Origin of the sequence: Microbacterium sp. M (assembly GCF_045181065.1) — a bacterium.
GTDB lineage: Bacteria > Actinomycetota > Actinomycetes > Actinomycetales > Microbacteriaceae > Microbacterium.
Genome location: NZ_CP173721.1, coordinates 3,924,322 through 3,940,975, shown reverse-complemented (window position 1 = coordinate 3,940,975; position 16,654 = coordinate 3,924,322). Strand labels below are relative to the sequence as shown.

The window sequence follows — 16,654 nt, the reverse complement described above, 5'->3', positions numbered from 1 at the left end:
ACTCCGGCGTTGTCCGCAACCTCTCCACAGAGTTATCCACAGGCCGTGTTGCATGTGGAGAACGTCGCTCCTAGCGTTATCGAGCGACGAGATGTCTGAGGTCCGTGGTTCGCTGTGTTCGGCTGCGGACGTCGTCGCAGCAGCCGGCTTTCCGGCCCGCACCGAAAGGAGCCCTGTGTCGATCGCTGACATCTCGGAGGAGCGACTCGGTGGGCGGCGCACCCCGGAGCGCACCCCGCCTCACGACCTGCTCGCGGAGCAGAGCGCGCTCGGCGGCATGCTGCTGTCGAAGGATGCCGTGGCCGACGTCATCGAGACGCTCAGGGGCGCCGATTTCTACATCCCCAAGCACGAGCTCATCTTCGAAGCGATCCTCTCGCTGTACTCGCACGGGGAGCCGACGGACGTCGTCGCCGTCACCGACGAACTGATCAAGACCGGCGAACTCGGGCGCGCCGGTGGTGCCGACTATCTGCACACCCTGACCTCGATCGTGCCGACCGCGGCGAACGCCGGTTACTACGCGGGCATCGTCTCGGAGCGCGCGATCCTGCGTCGGCTCGTCGACGCCGGCACCCGGATCGTCCAGCTCGGGTACGACGGACAGGGCGATGCGACCGATCTGGTCAACAACGCGCAGGCCGAGATCTACTCGGTCACCGGCACCGAGACGGCGGAGGACTACGTCCCGCTGACCGTCGCCGTGGATGCCGCGCTCGAAGAGATCGAGGCCGCGAGCGGCCGCGACGGATCGATGACCGGCATCCCGACCGGCTTCAAAGAGCTGGACGAGCTCACCAACGGCCTGCACGGCGGACAGATGATCGTCGTCGCCGCGCGACCTGCCATGGGCAAGTCGACGCTGGCTCTGGACTTCGCACGCTCCGCGTCGATCGGTCACAACATCCCGTCGATCTTCTTCTCCCTCGAGATGGGCAAGAGCGAGATCGCGATGCGTCTGCTCAGCGCCGAAGGGCAGATCCCCCTGCAGAGCATGCGCAAGGGAACGCTCGACCCGCGCGACTGGACGACTGTCGCCGCCACGCGCGGCCGCATCAACGATGCGCCGCTGTACATCGACGACAGCCCGAACATGACGCTGGTCGAGATCCGTGCGAAGTGCCGTCGTCTCAAGCAGCGCGAAGGGCTGCGGATGGTCATCATCGACTATCTGCAGCTGATGACGAGCGGCAAGCGCGTCGAGTCGCGTCAGCAGGAGGTCTCGGAGTTCTCGCGAAGCCTCAAGCTCATCGCCAAGGAGCTCCAGGTGCCGGTGATCGCGCTGTCGCAGCTGAACCGCGGACCCGAGCAGCGCCAGGACAAGAAGCCGGCGATCAGCGACCTCCGAGAGTCCGGCTCGATCGAGCAGGATGCCGACATGGTGATCCTGCTGCACCGCGACTCCGTCTACGACAAGGACGTCCGCCCCGGCGAGGCCGATCTGATCGTGGCCAAGCACCGTAACGGCCCGACGGCGACGATCCAGGTCGCCTTCCAGGGGCACTACTCGCGCTTCGCGGATATGGCCCCGGGCGACTTCGGTGGTGGCGGCGGCCCCGGTGGGGACTTCCACTAGTCGTCGACGGCTGGTCGCAGAACGAAGGGCCGGTCATGGATATCGAAAGAGTCGATCCCGCACTGCGGAAGGCGACGCTGAAGCTGCCGTCGACAGACCCCTCGAAAGCGTGGATGCGCACGGCCATGCGGCTGGCCACGCGCATCATGCCGGTGTCTCGGATCGATGGCGTCACGGTATCGAACGTCACGATCGGAAGCGTCCGACTCCGCGTCTATCGGCCGGAGACCAGCGGTGGCGGCGGCGCTCTGTTGTGGATTCACGGCGGAGGGCTGCTGTTCGGCGACGCGCGTCAGGACGAAGTGCTCTGCGGCGAGACGGCCCGCGAACTCGGCATCCCGATCGTCTCCGCGAACTACCGCTTCGCACCTGACCATCCGTTCCCCGCTGCGATCGACGATGTCCACGCGGCGTGGGTGTGGCTCTGCGAACACGCTCGGAGTCTCGGCGCCGATCCCTCGCGACTCGCCATCGGCGGCGAGAGCGCCGGCGGCGGACTGGCGGCGGCGCTGGTGCAGCGGTTGCACGACGAAGATGGAGTGCAGCCGGTGGCGCAGTGGCTGTTCGCGCCGATGCTGGACGATCGCACGGCCGCCGATCGGTCGCTCGATGAGATCGATCATTGGATCTGGAACAACCGTGCGAACAGGGTCGGCTGGAGCGGATACGTCGGCGAAGCCATCGGCGCGCCGGATCTTCCGCCGTACGCGGTTGCCGCCCGGCGAACCGATCTGACCGGACTCCCGACGGCCTACATCGCCGTAGGCGATATCGAGCTCTTCTTCGCTGAGGGCGAGGACTACGCCCGTCGCTTGCAGAAAGCCGGCGTCGATGTCGAGTTCGACATCGTGCCCGGGGCGCCGCACGGCTTCGAGAACTGGGCGCGGGACACCCAGCCTGCGAACGCGCTCATGGGCAGGGCGCGCGCGTGGCTGGAGCGGGCTCTGAGTCCAGTTCAGGCGGTTGACAACAAGCGGCGCTGAGCGCGGGTCCGAGGCGACGACCCCTACGGCGCTACGTCACACGGCGACGTAGTCGAACTCCTGGAACGCCGCGACCTCCGGCACCCACCGCTCCGCCACGAATGCGACGTGCGCCGGATGCCGGTCGTACGCCGCATACGTGTTTTCGTCGGCGAAGACCATCGAGAACTGGAACGTGAGGTCGCTCTTCGGGCTGACCTGCGAATGGATGCGGAAGTCCTCCACGCCCGGGATGGAGGTCAGCGTGGTGCGTCCATCGCTGAGGAAACCCGCTTCGGCCGGAGACCCTGCCGGGTGGACGAGGCGAAAAGTCACGGTGTGCTGAATGCGCGGCATGGATTCATCCTGGCATCACCCGCGAAAGGGCGAACCGACGCCGGGCTGCTGGTGCGGGCCGGATATCTCTGGGAGGCCCTCGGCGCGGATGACGCGGGTCAGGAACCCGCAGCCTTGCGGATGTGCTCGGCGACGCGCGGTTCGGTCTCGGGCGTGAGCGCCGTCAGCGCGAAGGACGTCACCCACATGTCGCCGTCATCGAGCTGGGCGGCCTCTTCGAAGCCGAGCGTCGGATAGCGCGTCTCGAACTTCGAGGCGGGCTTGAAGAAGACCACGATCTTGCCGTTCGCGTCGGCGTACGACGGGAATCCGTACCAGGTCTTCGGGAACAGGTGCGGTGCGACGTCCTTGACGATGCGGTCGATGCCCTCGGCGATCGCGCGGTCGTCATCCGGCAGCGCTGCGATCGCTTCGCGGAGGGCCTTCTCTCCGACCTCGCGCGTCTTGCCGGCCTTGGCCTCGGCGCGCAGTTCCGCAGCGCGCTGCTTGACCGCTGCGCGCTCGTCTGCGGAGAGTCCGTCCGTCTTCGTCACCATGGGATGCTCCTTGTTCGTGATGCTCGGGGATGTGTGGATCTGGTTCCAATCTAGGGACGCACGAGCGTCGGCACTTCTCGATTCCTGATCATGTCGGCGGCGCACGGTTCGACTGGGGCGACGGCTGGGTCGGACGCAGGATCGCGCTGTGTCGGCCGCCGAACCGGAGGGCCGCTCGCGCAGGGCTCCGTACTGACGCCCGAAAAGAAAGGAGAACGCCCGTAACAAACGCCGAGTACCGTGGCGGCATGAGCCACAGCATCCGCATCGAATACTGCACCCAGTGCTCCTGGATGCCGCGGGCCACCTGGGTCGCGCAGGAGCTGCTGACCACTTTCGTCGATGAACTGCGCGGCGGAGGCGTGACCCTGGTCCCCGGAACCGGCGGCATCTTCGAGATCCACGCGGACGGCGAACGGATCTGGTCCCGAGCCGATGATGACGGCTTCCCCGACATCGTCGAGCTCAAGCGCCGCGTGCGCGACCGGATCAACCCGGAGCGGATGCTCGGGCACGCCGACCGGGCCAAGGAGCGCGAGAGCTGAGTGCACCCCGACGAGGATGGTCAGGATCTCTCGATCCGACCCCGCCTGATCTGACACCCGGCAGGATGGAACAGGCCCGAGAGGAGACGGCGATGGCATGGCACTGGATCGCGCCGGAGTGGGGAAACCCTGACGTCTGGCGATTCGAGGAGTACACGCCTCCCGCGCCAGGCCCCGGCGAGGTCACGATCCGAGTGCACGCCGCCGGAGTGAACCCCGCCGATGCCAAGCACGTCGCCGCCGAGCGCCTTGGCGTCCGCCTCCCCGTGGCGATCGGGTACGAGGTTTCCGGCGAGATCGCGGCGATCGGACCGCACACCGAGATCGGGTCCGGCCCGGCATCCGTCGGCGATGACGTGCTGGCCTTCCGCGTCAGCGGCGGCTACGCGACAGAGTTGACGATCCCCGCCGAGAAGGCCTTCCACAAGCCGTCGACCCTGAGCCATCCCGAAGCCGCGAATCTGCTGCTGACCGGGACGACCGCCGCCGAGATGCTCGCGGTCACACGGGTGGCAGCGGGCGAGACGGTGCTGCTGCACGCGGCATCCGGAGCCGTCGGCGTCAGCGTCCTCCAGCAGGCCGCGCTCATGGGCGCCCGAGTGATCGGCACCGCGAGCCCGGCCCGAGCCGACGACGTGCGGCGCTTCGGCGGCATCCCGGTCGCCTACGGCGACGGGCTGGCCGACCGCATCCGCGCGGCCAAGGCGGATGCCGGAATCGACCGGATCGACGCGGCACTGGATGCCGTGGGCACCGACGAGGCCGTCACGACGTCGCTCGAGTTCGTGCCGGATCGCTCCCGCATCGTGACGGTCGTCGCGTCGGCAGCGGCGAAAGCTGAGGGCTTCGCCGCGATCGCCGGCTCGATGCCCGCCAGCGCCGTCTTCCGCGACGACGCGCGTGCACGGCTCATCGAGCGCGCCGGCCGAGGTGACCTCGTCGTGCCCATGGCGCGGACGTACCCGCTGAACGACGCTCCGGCGGCCCACGCCTTCCTCAGCCAGGGGCACCCCGGCGGGGCGCTCGCGCTGATCCCCTGACGGCCGCGCGACCCCGCGCCGCGTACGCTTGATACGTGACCGACGCCTCCACGACCGCCCAGCGACTCGTGCGTCGTTTCGCCCGTGACACCAACCTGCTCATCGCCGGACGCACCTTCTCGGTCCCCGGTGCGGATGCCGTGTCGCACGAGCTTCGTCGGCTGCTCGCTGCGCTCGGTGCGCACCTCGGCGACGGGGGCGTGACCTTCGCGCCCGAACAGGCACCCGAGATCCTTCTCGACGGCGAGCCGCTCCCTGCCCGCGTCTCCGCCGCCGACCGCGTCGACTTCGCGGGTCGGCACATGCCCGTGGCGGCAGAACTCGCGCGGGATCTGCAGCGGAACGGCACCGTCAGCGGCATCCGGATCGGCATCGCGATGGTGCTCGAACCCAAGACCGCGCAGCTCGCGCTCCTGCTGCGGGATGCCGGGGCCGACGTCGCCGTCTACGCGCACCCGGACGAGATCGACGTGACCGTCGCGCAGGTGCTGCGCGAGCGCGGCATCCCGGTCGATGGGGACCCGGCACTGGGCGGTGCCGCGGAACGCGCCGCCGCCGTCGACTTCCTGCGACGCGGGTTCGACCTGCTGCTCGATGACGGCTCGCACCTCATCCGCCTCGCCCACGAAGAGGGCCTCGCGACCACCCTGCGCGGCGCCGCCGAGGAAACCACGAGCGGACTCACCCCGCTGCGTCTGATGCAACGGGACGGCATCCTCGGCATCCCCGTCATCGCCGTCAACGACGCCCCGATGAAGACGTCCTTCGACAACCGGTACGGAACCGGGCAGTCGTGCGTCTTCGCCATCGCCGACGTGCTGGATGCCGCGGGCATCGGCATCCGCGACCAGCCGGCCGTCGTCGTGGGCTACGGCCCCGTCGGTGAAGGCGTCGCGGCCCACCTGCGGGCGCTCGGTGTGCAGGTCGCCGTCGCCGAGACCGACCCCGTGCGGGCGCTGCGTGCCGCGCACGACGGCTTCGGGATCGGAACCCTGGCGCAGCTCGCACCGGAATCCCTGGTGATCTCGGCGACCGGCGCCCCGCACACGATCGACGCCGACATCGTCCGCACCGCCGCGATCGTCGCCGTGGCCGGCGGAGTCCCGGACGAGGTCGACGTCGACCCCGCTTCTCTGCGACCGCACCGTGCGACGCACCTGGACCGCGTCGACGGCGGCACCCTCCTGATCGCACGCGGAGGATGCGTCAACCTCGCCGCAGCCGAGGGGAACCCGATCGAGATCATGGACCTCTCCTTCGCCGTGCAGCTCGCCGCCGTCGAACAGCTGCTCGGTGCGACGCTCGCACCGGGCGTGCATGTGTTCCCGGTCGAGGCCGACCAGCGGATCGCGCGCGCTGCGCTCGCCGTCCGGGGAACCGCCATCGACGAGCGCAGTCCTGCACAGGTCGCAGCACTCGCTCAGTGGCGATCGCCGCGCTACCTCGGAGCATCCGCATGACCGACGTCACCGTCTACTCCGCCGATCTCGTCGTGCCGATCACGGCGCCGGCGATCACCGACGGTGCCGTGGCGGTGCGCGACGGCCGCATCGTGCATGTCGGTGAGCGCTCCTGGGTGCTGCGCTCGCTCGCCGATCGCGGCATGACGGCCTCCGAGATCCACTGGGCCGGCATCCTCACACCCGGCCTCGTCAACGCGCACACGCACCTGCAGTACACCGGCATGGCCGAGGTCGGTCAGGGGCGCTACGACGGTTTCGAGGACTGGGTCCGCGCCTTCGATTCGGTCTACGAACGCGGTCGGGACTGGGCGGCGGATGCCGCAGCCGGCGCCGAGCAGGCGCTGCGCTTCGGCACCACGGCCGTGGCCGACGTCGTCACGGACAGCACGGCCGCCTCGGCCCTGCACGATGCGCGACTGCACGGCATCACCTACTGGGAGGTGATGAGCTGGACCAACGCCGACTGGGCGCGCACCGGCCGCACCCAGGTCGAGCACGCGCTGGATGCCCTGCCCATGCCGCCCGGAAGCGGACTGTCCCCGCATGCGCCGTATTCCCTCGACATCGAGCCCCTCCTGGAGATCCCGGACATCGTCCGGGAGCGCGGCGGCCGCATCCACATCCACCTCGGCGAGGCCGCCTTCGAGAGCGAGTTCGCCCACGAGCACCCGCAGGCCTGGCACACCGCCGGTCTCGCCAGCTTCCAGGAGCTGCGCGATGCCGGCTTCGGGACCAGCGCGACGGAGTTCGTCGACCAGCTCGGCGTGCTCGGCCCCGACTGCCACATCGCGCACGGCGTCTACATGAGCGCGCGCGACCGGGCCATCCTGCGCGAACGCCGGACGACCGTCGCCCTCTGCCCGCGTTCGAACGCCGTGATCGGACTCGAGGAGCCGCCGATCGCCGCCTACCTCCGCGAGGGCAGCCCGATCGCCGTCGGAACGGACTCGCTGTCGTCGAGTCCGTCCCTCGACGTGCTCGCCGACGTCGCCGAACTCGCCCGGATCGCCCGCTCGCAGGGATACACCGACCGCGATCTGCACGCCCGCCTGCTCGGCGCCGCCACCCTCGGGGGCGCGCACGCCATGGGCATCGACGTCGGACCTGCGCGGACCGGCTACCTCGCGGTCGGCGCGCTCGCCGACCTCACCTTCTTCGACATCCCGGCCGGAGAGGATGCCGTGGCAGAACTCGTCGAGTCGGGCGCCGGACGCGCCTGCGCCACCGTCGTCGCCGGTGAGGTGCGCTACGCCACCGACGCGTTCGACCGCTCGCCGGTCGTCGCACAGGAAGGAACCCGATGACCGGACTGCGCCCCGCCACGGCGGAGAGGCTCGACCTCGCCCCGCACCCCGAGGGCGGCTGGTTCCGCCGCACGTGGACCAGCCCGCTCGCCGTCGAGACGCCGAACGGTCCACGACCGGCAGGCACCTGCATCCACTACCTCCTCCAGCCGGACGAGGCGAGCGCCTGGCACGTGGTGACCAGCGACGAGCTGTGGCTCTGGCACGGACCGGGGCGGCTCGAGTTGAGTCTCGGCGGTGACGCGGCATCCCCCGGCAGGGCGACCACCGTCGTGCTCGGCCCCGACGACGCGAAGCAGCAGCTGGTGCCGGCCGGCGTGTGGCAGGCGGCCCGTCCGCTCGACGATCTCGAGGTGCTGGTGTCGTGCTTCGTGTCGCCGGGTTTCGACTTCGCGGATTGGCGACTCGCCGAGTCGCCTACGCTATAAGGCGAACCCGAATCTTCTTCCCTGGAGTCGCCGTGCCTCTCGCGCCCATCTTCCGTCGTGCCGCCATCGTCGCCGTCGGCGTCGCAGCCGCCGTCTCCCTCTCGGCCTGCGCCCCGGCATCCGAGTCCGCCGGTCAGGAGGGCACGTCTTCCGAAGGCCTGCAGACCGTCACCGAGGGCAAGCTCACCATCGCCACGGGTGAGCCGAACTACGAGCCCTGGTTCGTCGATGACGACCCCGCCAACGGCAAGGGCTTCGAGGCCGCTGTCGCCGCCGAGGTCGCCGATGAGCTCGGTTACTCCGCAGATGACATCGTCTGGGTGCGCACCACCTTCGACGGAGCCATCGCGCCGGGCCCCAAGGACTGGGACCTCAACATCCAGCAGTTCTCGATCACCGACGAGCGCAAGAACGCGGTCGACTTCTCGTCGCCGTACTACACGACTGCCCAGGCGGTCGTCGCGGTCGGATCCTCGCCGGCGGCATCGTCGACGACGATCGACGAGCTCAAGGAGGCCAAGGTCGGCGTCGCCAGCAGCACGACGAGCTACACGGTCGCGAAGGAGCAGCTCGGCGACGCGAACCTCAGCGTCTTCAACTCGGTCGACGATGTCGTGCTCGCGCTCAAGAGCGGTCAGATCGACGCCATGATCACAGACCTCCCCGGTGCGTTCTACGTCGTGGGCGCACAGTTGGACGACGGTGTCGTCACCGGACAGTTCGCGGATGCGGACGGCGGCGACGACTTCGGCATCGTGCTGCCCAAGGGCTCCGCGCTCACGGAGGACGTCACGGCTGCCGTCGACGCGCTGCGCGAGGACGGGACGCTGGACGAACTGCAGCAGGAGTGGCTGAGCGACGCCGTCGACGTCCCCGTCCTGAAATGACGCAGAACGCCGTCGACGCGCCGTGGCAGCCGAGTGAACTCGAGCTGTCGCGCCGTCGGCTGCGTAAACGTGCGACGACGAAGTCGGTGCTGATCGCCTTCATCAGCAGCGTCGTCGTCGCCGTCGCGGTGGTCGTCGTCGTCGCGAACACCCCGGGCTGGGTCGCTGTCCGCGAGATGTTCTTCAACCCGAAGGTCGCGCTGGACAGCATCGGCCCGATCTTCCAGGGTCTCCTGGTCAACCTGCTCGTGCTGGTGATCGCCGCTGTCGGCGTGGCGATCTTCGGAACGCTGCTCGCCACGTTGCGGACGCTTCGGGGACCGGTGTTCTTCCCCGTGCGCGCTCTGGCGGCCGGGTACACCGACCTCTTCCGCGGCGTCCCGCTGCTGATCGTGCTGTACATCATCGGCTACGGCATCCCGGCGCTGATGATCTTCCCTCGTATGCCCCCGGCATTCTGGGGAACGATCGCGATCATCGTCACGTACTCGGCGTACGTGGCGGAGGTGCTGCGCGCCGGCATGGAGGCCGTGCACCCGTCGCAGCGCGTGGCCGCCCGGTCGCTGGGGCTCAGCCACGCGCAGACCCTGCGGATCGTCGTCATCCCGCAGGGGATCCGCAAGGTCGTCCCGGCATTGATGAACGATTTCGTGTCGATGCAGAAGGATGTCGGGCTCATCTCGGTGCTCGGTGTGATCGATGCCGTGCGCGCGGCGCAGCTGCAGGTGGCCGACACCTACAACTACACCCCGTACGTCGTCGCCGGCCTCTTCTTCATCATCCTGAGCTGGCCGATGATCCGGCTCACCGATGGACTCGCGGCACGACTGAACAAGCGCGAGCAGGCCGGAGGCGTCGTATGACCGTTCCCGTCATCGAGGCCCGCGGCGTGCGCAAGCGCTTCGGCGACCACGACGTCCTGCGCGGAGTCGACCTCGCGGTCGGCACGCACGAGGTCGTGGTCCTCATCGGCGCATCGGGCTCCGGAAAATCCACGCTGCTGAAGACGATGAACCTCATCGAGCGCGTCGACGACGGCCAGATCTTCCTCGCAGGTGACGACATCACGGACCCGCGGGTGGATGCCGATGCCGCACGCGCTCGGATCGGCGTCGTCTTCCAGCACTTCAACCTCTTCCCGCACCTCACCGTGCTCGATAACGTCACGCTCGCCGCGCGCCGCGTCCATCGGATGCCGAAGTCGGAGGCCTTCGCCCGCGGGCGCGAGCTGCTCGAGACTCTCGGACTGGGCGACAAGGCCGGTGAGTACCCGGATCGTCTCTCGGGCGGTCAGCAGCAGCGCGTCGCGATCGTGCGCGCCATCCTGACGCGCCCCGAGGTGCTGCTGCTCGATGAGATCACGAGCGCCCTCGACCCGCAGCTGGTCGGCGAGGTGCTCGATCTCGTCCGCGAGCTCAAGCGACGCGGCACCACGATCGTGATGGCGACGCACGAGATGTCGTTCGCGCGCGAGGTCGCCGATCGCGTCGTGTTCCTCTCCGACGGCGAACTGATCGAGCAGGGGACGCCCGAGCAGATCTTCGATGCACCGCAGCATCCGGCGACCGTGGAGTTCCTGGCGCGCGTGCAGCACTGACGCCGGGGGCGGCTCAGGGCCGTACGCGGACCGTGCGTCCTTCGAACGTCACCAGATCGCCGTCGTGCAACTGGCGCCCACGACGGCGATCGACCTCGCCGTTCACCGCGACGTAGCCGTCGATGATGACCTCTTTGGCGTTCCCGCCGGAGTCCAGGAGCCCGGCGAACTTGAGGAACTGTCCGAGGCGGATCATGTCTCCGCCGATGGGCACGTCTTCGATCGGGTCTGTGGTGGCCATCCTTGAATGCTAGAGGAGATCCGCGTCCAGCCCATCCTGGATCGTCGCGATGATCTCGCCGAGCGCGCCGGTTCCCAGAAGGCCAGGGCCGAGCGGTCCCGCGGTGTTCTCGCCGACGCGCGGCAGGTGCCGAAGAGCCGCGCGCACATCGTCGGTCATGATCGAGAGCTGCCACTGGATCTCGTGCGCCACGGCATCCGGATCATCGGGTGCGGCGAGATCCGCCGCGCGCACGGCGTACGCGGCAGCCCCCAGCGCATGAGCGCCCATGTGTGCGACACCGGCCGCTTGCGCGGCGGCACGGGCGGCGGCGACGGCAGCCGGCCCGTGCACGACCTCGGCGGCGCGACCCGCGACGAAGCGGCGCCGGATCTCCTCCGCAGCCGTGAGCTCACCACGGGCGAAGGCGAGGGCGCGGGCGATCGCATCACGCGGTCGTCCGTCGGCCGGTGCCTCGGTCTCGAACACCGGGAGCACGCGTTCGGCGCAGGCGGCCGCCCATGCGGCCACCGCGCGCCTGTCCGACTCGGCCAGCGCCTGCGGCGAACTCATGCCGTGCCCCGTCGACGTGACGCCCTGGTGCGCGCGGCATCATGCGCTTCGTCGAGCATCAGGAGGACGGTTTCGGCTGTGCGCACTCCGGGATTCACGACCGAGATCCACCCGGCGGCGCCGTACACGGGATGCAAGGCGAACGCATCGGGCTCGGCGGGGCCGGCATCCGGAGCGGCCAGCGACGCCACCCGCTCCCGCCCTGCGTGGATGTTGACGCGGAAGCGGTCGGGCGCATCCAGGCGACTTGCCGTGTCGTCGGGGTAGTCCTTCGTGACGATCGTTCCGTAGGGCTGAGTGCGCTCGGGCATCACCCCATCGGGCGCGTAGTAGAAGAACGCGTCGCCCCAGGCCAGCCGCGGATACGGCCCGTTCTCGTCGGGCTCGACGACGAGAACGCCCTCCAGCGAACGGACGTGACTGATGATCTCGTGCATCTGCATGCTTCGATGATTCCCTTCATGTGCTTATGTGGAGTTCACACCCGAGAACACGAGAGGATCCATGTCAAACCCTCAAGAGCCGACATTCACGACCGCTGAAGTCGGCCGGATCGCCGGCTATTCGACGCAGCAGATCCGCGATCTCGAACGGCTGGGCGCGATTCCTGTGGCCGATCGCGGCGCGAACGGTTACCGCTGCTATCGATCGGTGCATGTCACCGCCGCATGCGCCTATCGTTCCCTCGCGGCGGCGATCGGTCCCGTCCCGGCGCGGCGCATCATGCCGCGGTTGCTGAACGGGAGCCTCGACGACGCCGCCGAGCGCATCGACGGCCTCCATGCGGCACTCGATGCCGAACGCGCGCGAGTGCGAAGCGCCCGCCGGGGGCTCGATGCGGTGCTCTCCGAGCCGGAGACCGACTTCGACGAGCGCGACGTCATGACCGTGGGTGAGTTGGCGCAGGCGCTGGGGGTACGCGCGTCCGCGTTGCGGCACTGGGAGGACGCGGACCTCGTCGGACCGAGGCGTCATCAGCACACCGGTGCGCGGCAGTACGGCGACCGCAGCATCGCGGAGGCCAGGATCGTCGCCTCGTTGCGGGAGGGCGGCTATCCGATCCCGCGGATCCGCCAGGTGCTCGTGCAGCTGCGTGAGCACGGCCTCACCGCCCACGCCGGAGAACTCCTCGACGAACGGCTCTCCGCGCTCACCGCGCGGAGTCTCAGCCTGCTCGCCGCCGCGAGCGACCTGCATGCGCTCCTCACCGCTCGATCCGCGTGATGGGCCGAGCGAGAACGGGTTCCGCGCGGCATCCGACCGGCCTAGGCTCCTGCATGAGACCGAAGGAGATGACGATGCAGACCCTGACGATCGATTTCATCTGCTCCCTGGACGGTTACGGCGCCGCCGAGGGATGGCCCGGATTCTGGGGCATGGAGGGACCCGAATACCTCGCGTGGCTCGAGAGCTCGCCCGAGAAGGACGACCCGCTTCTCATGGGGGCGACGACCTACCGGCTGATGTCCGAGCTGGCCTCGGGTGGCGAACCCGGGACGGACATGCTCGACGGCATCCAGAAGTTCGTCTTCTCGTCCTCTCTGGCGGAGCCGCTGGCGTGGGCGAACACGACGCTGGTCCCCACGGATGCCGTGGAGTACGTCCACCGGCTCAAGACGGAATCGGATCGACCGCTGCGCACCCTCGGCAGCGTGGCGCTCTGCCGGTCGCTGCTCGCCGCCGGACTCGTCGATCGCTACCGCGTCGGCGTGTTCCCCGTCATCACCGGGGCGACCGGCCGCGATCGCATCTTCGACGGATACCCGGACGTCCGACTCGACCTCGTCGAGGCGCGCACCTTCGATCAGAGCATCCAACTGCTCGAGTACGTGCCGACGGTGCTCCAGAGTCCGCCGCTCGGCTGAGCCTCAGCCGTCCGCGGCATCCGTGCGGTGGACCGTCGGATCCGGCAGGATCGTCTCGATCTGCGGTTTCGCGTTCGCCTGCGCGCGACACCAGACCACGAATCCGATCGCCGTGAACGCGCCGTAGAAGACGTACATGAATCCGGTCGCGTAGTAGCCCGAGCTGAACAGCAGCGGCACGCCGACGACGTCGACGGCGATCCAGATCAGCCAGAACTCGGTCCAGCCCTTCGCCATGCCGTAGGTCGCCAGGAGCGACCCGACGAAAGTCCAGGCATCCGCCCAGACCGGTTCCCACGAGCCGAGCGCGCGGAAGACGGGCGTCAGGGCCACGGTTCCGACGACGAGGATGACGACGAGGCCGACGCGGGTTCCGTTGGATGCCCAGCGCGGGGTCACCTGGCCGCCTTCATCCGCCGCGCGCCGCCAGCGGATCCAGCCGTAGATCGCGACCGCGATGAACATGATCTGGCGCCCGGCCTGGCCGAGCAGCGCCGGCAGGGAGTGCGCTGGGTCGAGGATCGAGGCGAGGAAGACGGTGAGCAGGAGCAGGTTGCCGACGATGCCGACGGGCCAGGCCCAGACCTTGCGGCGCATGCCACCGAGCGCGCTGGCGAGGCCGAACGCGTTGCCGATCACTTCTCGGACGAGCAGCGTCTGCCCGCCGGGCAGCACCCACTGCGACGAGAAGACGTCGACGAGCCAGCGCAGGAATTCCATCGGCTCAAGTCTCTCAGGGCGGGACGGATCTATCCGTGCGCCGGCGGAGCCACGGAATCCCGTACCAGCAGCTGCGGGTCGAGGATGATGCGTCGCGGATCGCGTCGACCGTCGAGCTGGTCCATCAGCAGCTCGACGGCTGCTCGCGCCTTCTCGGCGATGTCCTGGCGCACGGTGCTCAGCGACGGCGTGACCATCTCCGCGATCGGCAGGTCGTCGAAGCCGACCAGGGAGAAGTCTTCGGGCACTCGGATGCCACGACGCGCGAAGGCCTTGATCAGTCCGATCGCGAGGATGTCGGCGGTGACGACCGCTGCGGTGAAGCGCGGCGTGCGGCCGAGCAGATCCTCCGCGGCGGCATCCGCATCCGCGAAGGTGAGATTCGCGATCACCCGCTGAGGATCGGCGGACATGCCCTCTTCGGCGAGAGCCCGTGCGAACCCGGTGAAGCGCGCATTGATGACGCCGGCGCTCGAGGCACCAGGGCCGACGAACGCGATCTCGCGGTGGCCCGCGTCGAGAAGGTGACGCGTCGCCGCGTAGCTGCCCTGCGCGTCGTCGATCCCGACCGTCGCGACCTCGGCATCCGTATAGGCGTCGATGAAGACCATCGGCACATCCTGGTGAAGACGTAGCTGCTCGACCTCGTCCGCCAGCACGCCGAGGAATACGGCGCCGTCGACGTTCCAGGACCGCAGCCGGCGGGCGGTGTCGGCGGCATCCGTCGCGGCGTGGATCATCAGGTGCTTGCCTGCGGCGCTGACATGGCGCTCGATCTCGCCGAGCAGCATCGCATCGTGAGGATTGGACAGGCCGAGGTCCCCTTCGGCGGCGGCGTAGTACACCAGCGAGATGATCTCGCTGCGCGCCACCGACAGTGACCGTGCTGCCGCACTGGGCTGGTAATTCAGTTCGGCTGCAGCCTCGAGCACCCGCTTCCTGGTCGCCGCCGAAACGCGGCCGTCCCGCGCGTTGAGCACGTTGGAGACGGTCATCTTCGACACCCCGCACACACGCGCGATGTCTGCGATCGTCACCATGTCGTCGTCCCCTCGTCACCACACATCATGCCGCCTCTTGACGGAACGCGCCTCGCTGTTGCATCATAGTTTACCGGTACACGTATACCGGTAAACCAGACAAAGGAGTCTCCATGTTCCGAGCAAGCAGGCGAGTCAGCCGCGCTGCGGCGATCGGCGCAGCCGCAGCGATCGCCGTGTCGTTGACGGCGTGCACGAGCGATGCCGGTGGCGTCGAGGACACCGAAGCCGACAAGGGGCTGCCCGTCGCCGGCGTCAACCTGACATACGACCCCAACACGCTGGTCAACGACGGCAAGCCCATCGAACTGGAGTGGTGGGCCTGGAGCAACATCGAGCAGTTCCAGGCCATCGCCGACGCCTACAGCGAGATCCACCCGAACGTCACGATCAAGGTCGTGAACCAGCCGTGGGAGGACTACTGGACCAAGCTCCCGCTCGAGCTGCAGTCCGACGGGGGACCGGCGATCTTCAACGTCCACAACTCGCAGCACGACAACCTCATCTCCAAGATGGAGCCGTACGACATCGACGCGGCCGATCTCGAAGCCGACTACACCGGTGCGGCAGCCCACGTCATCGACGGCGAGACGTACTACATCGACCTCGGCCTCATGAGCGGATCGATCTACTACAACACCGACATGTGGGCGGCCGCGGGGCTCACCGAAGCCGACATCCCCACCACGTGGGACGAGTTCCGCGAGGTCTCCCAGAAGCTCACGATCCGCGACGGCGATGAGCTGCGCCAGGCCGGGTTCAACTTCAACGGCGGGGGGCAGGCGATGCAGATGGGCATGGCCTACCAGCTCGGACAGAACCTGTTCGCCGAGGACGGCAGCACCCCCACCGTCGACAACGAGGCCAACCTCGAGGTCATCAACCGCTTCCTGGACATCTACGCCGACGGCTCGGGCGACGCGAACTTCGGCGCCTCGGGAACCGAGAGCTTCGGCCAGGGCCTGTCGGCCATGACCTACGCATGGGGCTGGTTCTCGGGCACGCTGCGCAATGACTACCCGGATCTGAAGTGGAGTGCGTTCCAGACGCCGGTGCCGGATGCCGGGGAGACCCCGTATGCCTTCGACCGCTACAACGGCGAGTCGACGTTCGGCATCAACGCGAACGGAACGCATGCCGAGAAGGAGGTGGCCCAGGACTTCCTGCGCTACTACCTGACTGATGAGGAGTCGATGAAGGAGCTCGCGCTGAGCTTCAGCATCTTCCCGGCGTACAAGCCGATCGCCGAGGACCCGGCGTTCGCGGACGACCCGGCGCTCGCCGCGTTCGGCGACATCGAGCGCTACATCTGGCCGGGCCCCGTGCCGGCCACCTTCGAGACGTCGACCGCCACCATGTGGGAGGAGATCCTCTTCAACGGCGTCGCTCCCGAGGACGCGCTCGCCGCGGCCCAGAAGACGATCGAGAAGGATCTCGATGGCAAGGACTTCACCGCGGCGGAGAGCCTCTACGCCTTCTACGCCGCCGACTGAGCCGAGCACTCTCGCAGGAAGGAGCGCTCCCGGCCGCTCAGGCGGCCG

Annotated in this window: 20 protein-coding genes; 13 read left to right on the top strand and 7 right to left on the bottom strand. The window is 68.7% G+C overall.

The window, feature by feature from the left end; all coding sequences use genetic code 11:
• Positions 1-175 precede the first annotated feature (175 nt).
• Both dnaB and ACI7YT_RS19215 read left to right on the top strand, forming a co-directional pair.
• Positions 176-1,576 carry a replicative DNA helicase gene (gene dnaB / locus ACI7YT_RS19220; protein WP_406247931.1) on the top strand — a complete coding sequence of 467 codons (1,401 nt, stop codon included), beginning with the start codon at positions 176-178 and terminating at the stop codon, positions 1,574-1,576.
• Positions 1,577-1,611: 35 nt separating this feature from the next.
• Positions 1,612-2,559: an alpha/beta hydrolase gene (locus ACI7YT_RS19215; RefSeq protein WP_406247929.1), complete on the top strand. Its 948-nt coding sequence runs from the start codon at positions 1,612-1,614 to the stop codon at positions 2,557-2,559.
• A gap of 36 nt (positions 2,560-2,595) precedes the next feature.
• Here ACI7YT_RS19215 and ACI7YT_RS19210 read toward each other — a convergent pair whose 3' ends face one another.
• Both ACI7YT_RS19210 and ACI7YT_RS19205 read right to left on the bottom strand, forming a co-directional pair.
• Entirely contained in the window at positions 2,596-2,895 is a 300-nt protein-coding gene (locus ACI7YT_RS19210) for a Dabb family protein (protein WP_406247927.1), read from the bottom strand.
• 98 nt (positions 2,896-2,993) lie between these two features.
• On the bottom strand, positions 2,994-3,431 hold the full coding sequence (locus tag ACI7YT_RS19205) for a hypothetical protein (RefSeq protein ID WP_406247925.1): 438 nt from the start codon (positions 3,429-3,431) through the stop codon (positions 2,994-2,996).
• 248 nt (positions 3,432-3,679) lie between these two features.
• Here ACI7YT_RS19205 and ACI7YT_RS19200 point away from each other — a divergent pair, with 248 nt between their 5' ends.
• The 8 genes from ACI7YT_RS19200 to ACI7YT_RS19165 all read left to right on the top strand — a co-directional run bounded on the left by ACI7YT_RS19200 (position 3,680) and on the right by ACI7YT_RS19165 (position 10,695).
• Positions 3,680-3,976 (top strand): SelT/SelW/SelH family protein, encoded by a 297-nt coding sequence (locus ACI7YT_RS19200; RefSeq protein WP_406247923.1) that lies wholly within the window; start codon positions 3,680-3,682, stop codon positions 3,974-3,976.
• Between the two features lie 92 nt (positions 3,977-4,068).
• Complete coding sequence (locus tag ACI7YT_RS19195) at positions 4,069-5,016, top strand: NADP-dependent oxidoreductase (protein ID WP_406247922.1); 948 nt, start codon at positions 4,069-4,071, stop codon at positions 5,014-5,016.
• Positions 5,017-5,051: 35 nt separating this feature from the next.
• Positions 5,052-6,476, top strand: a complete 1,425-nt coding sequence (locus ACI7YT_RS19190) for an adenosylhomocysteinase (protein ID WP_406247920.1) — start codon at positions 5,052-5,054, stop codon at positions 6,474-6,476.
• Complete coding sequence (locus ACI7YT_RS19185; RefSeq protein ID WP_406247918.1) at positions 6,473-7,783, top strand: amidohydrolase family protein; 1,311 nt, start codon at positions 6,473-6,475, stop codon at positions 7,781-7,783. The genes ACI7YT_RS19190 and ACI7YT_RS19185 overlap by 4 nt, the downstream gene beginning before the upstream one ends.
• Positions 7,780-8,211: a cupin domain-containing protein gene (locus ACI7YT_RS19180; protein ID WP_406247917.1), complete on the top strand. Its 432-nt coding sequence runs from the start codon at positions 7,780-7,782 to the stop codon at positions 8,209-8,211. Before ACI7YT_RS19185 ends, ACI7YT_RS19180 begins: the two co-directional genes overlap by 4 nt.
• Before the next feature lie 32 nt (positions 8,212-8,243).
• Positions 8,244-9,098: an ABC transporter substrate-binding protein gene (locus ACI7YT_RS19175; protein WP_406247915.1), complete on the top strand. Its 855-nt coding sequence runs from the start codon at positions 8,244-8,246 to the stop codon at positions 9,096-9,098.
• A complete protein-coding gene (locus ACI7YT_RS19170) occupies positions 9,095-9,961 on the top strand; it encodes an amino acid ABC transporter permease (protein WP_406247913.1) in 867 nt (288 codons plus the stop codon). Before ACI7YT_RS19175 ends, ACI7YT_RS19170 begins: the two co-directional genes overlap by 4 nt.
• Entirely contained in the window at positions 9,958-10,695 is a 738-nt protein-coding gene (locus ACI7YT_RS19165; RefSeq protein WP_406247912.1) for an amino acid ABC transporter ATP-binding protein, read from the top strand. The genes ACI7YT_RS19170 and ACI7YT_RS19165 overlap by 4 nt, the downstream gene beginning before the upstream one ends.
• 13 nt (positions 10,696-10,708) lie before the next feature.
• Here ACI7YT_RS19165 and ACI7YT_RS19160 read toward each other — a convergent pair whose 3' ends face one another.
• The 3 genes from ACI7YT_RS19160 to ACI7YT_RS19150 are packed head-to-tail and all read right to left on the bottom strand — an operon-like array spanning position 10,709 to position 11,931.
• Positions 10,709-10,936, bottom strand: a complete 228-nt coding sequence (locus tag ACI7YT_RS19160) for an RNA-binding S4 domain-containing protein (RefSeq protein ID WP_406247910.1) — start codon at positions 10,934-10,936, stop codon at positions 10,709-10,711.
• A 9-nt stretch (positions 10,937-10,945) separates the two neighbouring features.
• Positions 10,946-11,488: a putative immunity protein gene (locus ACI7YT_RS19155; protein ID WP_406247908.1), complete on the bottom strand. Its 543-nt coding sequence runs from the start codon at positions 11,486-11,488 to the stop codon at positions 10,946-10,948.
• Positions 11,485-11,931 (bottom strand): DUF6194 family protein, encoded by a 447-nt coding sequence (locus tag ACI7YT_RS19150; RefSeq protein WP_406247906.1) that lies wholly within the window; start codon positions 11,929-11,931, stop codon positions 11,485-11,487. Before ACI7YT_RS19150 ends, ACI7YT_RS19155 begins: the two co-directional genes overlap by 4 nt.
• A 61-nt stretch (positions 11,932-11,992) precedes the next feature.
• Between ACI7YT_RS19150 and ACI7YT_RS19145 the strand changes: the two genes are divergently transcribed.
• Positions 11,993-12,712, top strand: coding sequence for a MerR family transcriptional regulator (locus tag ACI7YT_RS19145; RefSeq protein WP_406247904.1), 720 nt, complete (start codon positions 11,993-11,995; stop codon positions 12,710-12,712).
• Between the two features lie 74 nt (positions 12,713-12,786).
• Positions 12,787-13,353 (top strand): dihydrofolate reductase family protein, encoded by a 567-nt coding sequence (locus tag ACI7YT_RS19140; protein WP_406247902.1) that lies wholly within the window; start codon positions 12,787-12,789, stop codon positions 13,351-13,353.
• 3 nt (positions 13,354-13,356) lie between these two features.
• Here the strand turns inward: ACI7YT_RS19140 and pnuC are convergent, their stop codons facing one another.
• Both pnuC and ACI7YT_RS19130 read right to left on the bottom strand, forming a co-directional pair.
• Positions 13,357-14,073, bottom strand: coding sequence for a nicotinamide riboside transporter PnuC (gene pnuC / locus ACI7YT_RS19135; protein WP_406247900.1), 717 nt, complete (start codon positions 14,071-14,073; stop codon positions 13,357-13,359).
• 29 nt (positions 14,074-14,102) lie between these two features.
• Positions 14,103-15,113, bottom strand: a complete 1,011-nt coding sequence (locus ACI7YT_RS19130) for a LacI family DNA-binding transcriptional regulator (RefSeq protein ID WP_406247898.1) — start codon at positions 15,111-15,113, stop codon at positions 14,103-14,105.
• Positions 15,114-15,226: 113 nt separating this feature from the next.
• On the opposite strand from ACI7YT_RS19130, the gene ACI7YT_RS19125 reads away from it, so the two are divergent.
• A complete protein-coding gene (locus ACI7YT_RS19125; protein WP_406247896.1) occupies positions 15,227-16,606 on the top strand; it encodes an extracellular solute-binding protein in 1,380 nt (459 codons plus the stop codon).
• The last annotated feature ends 48 nt before the right edge of the window (positions 16,607-16,654 follow it).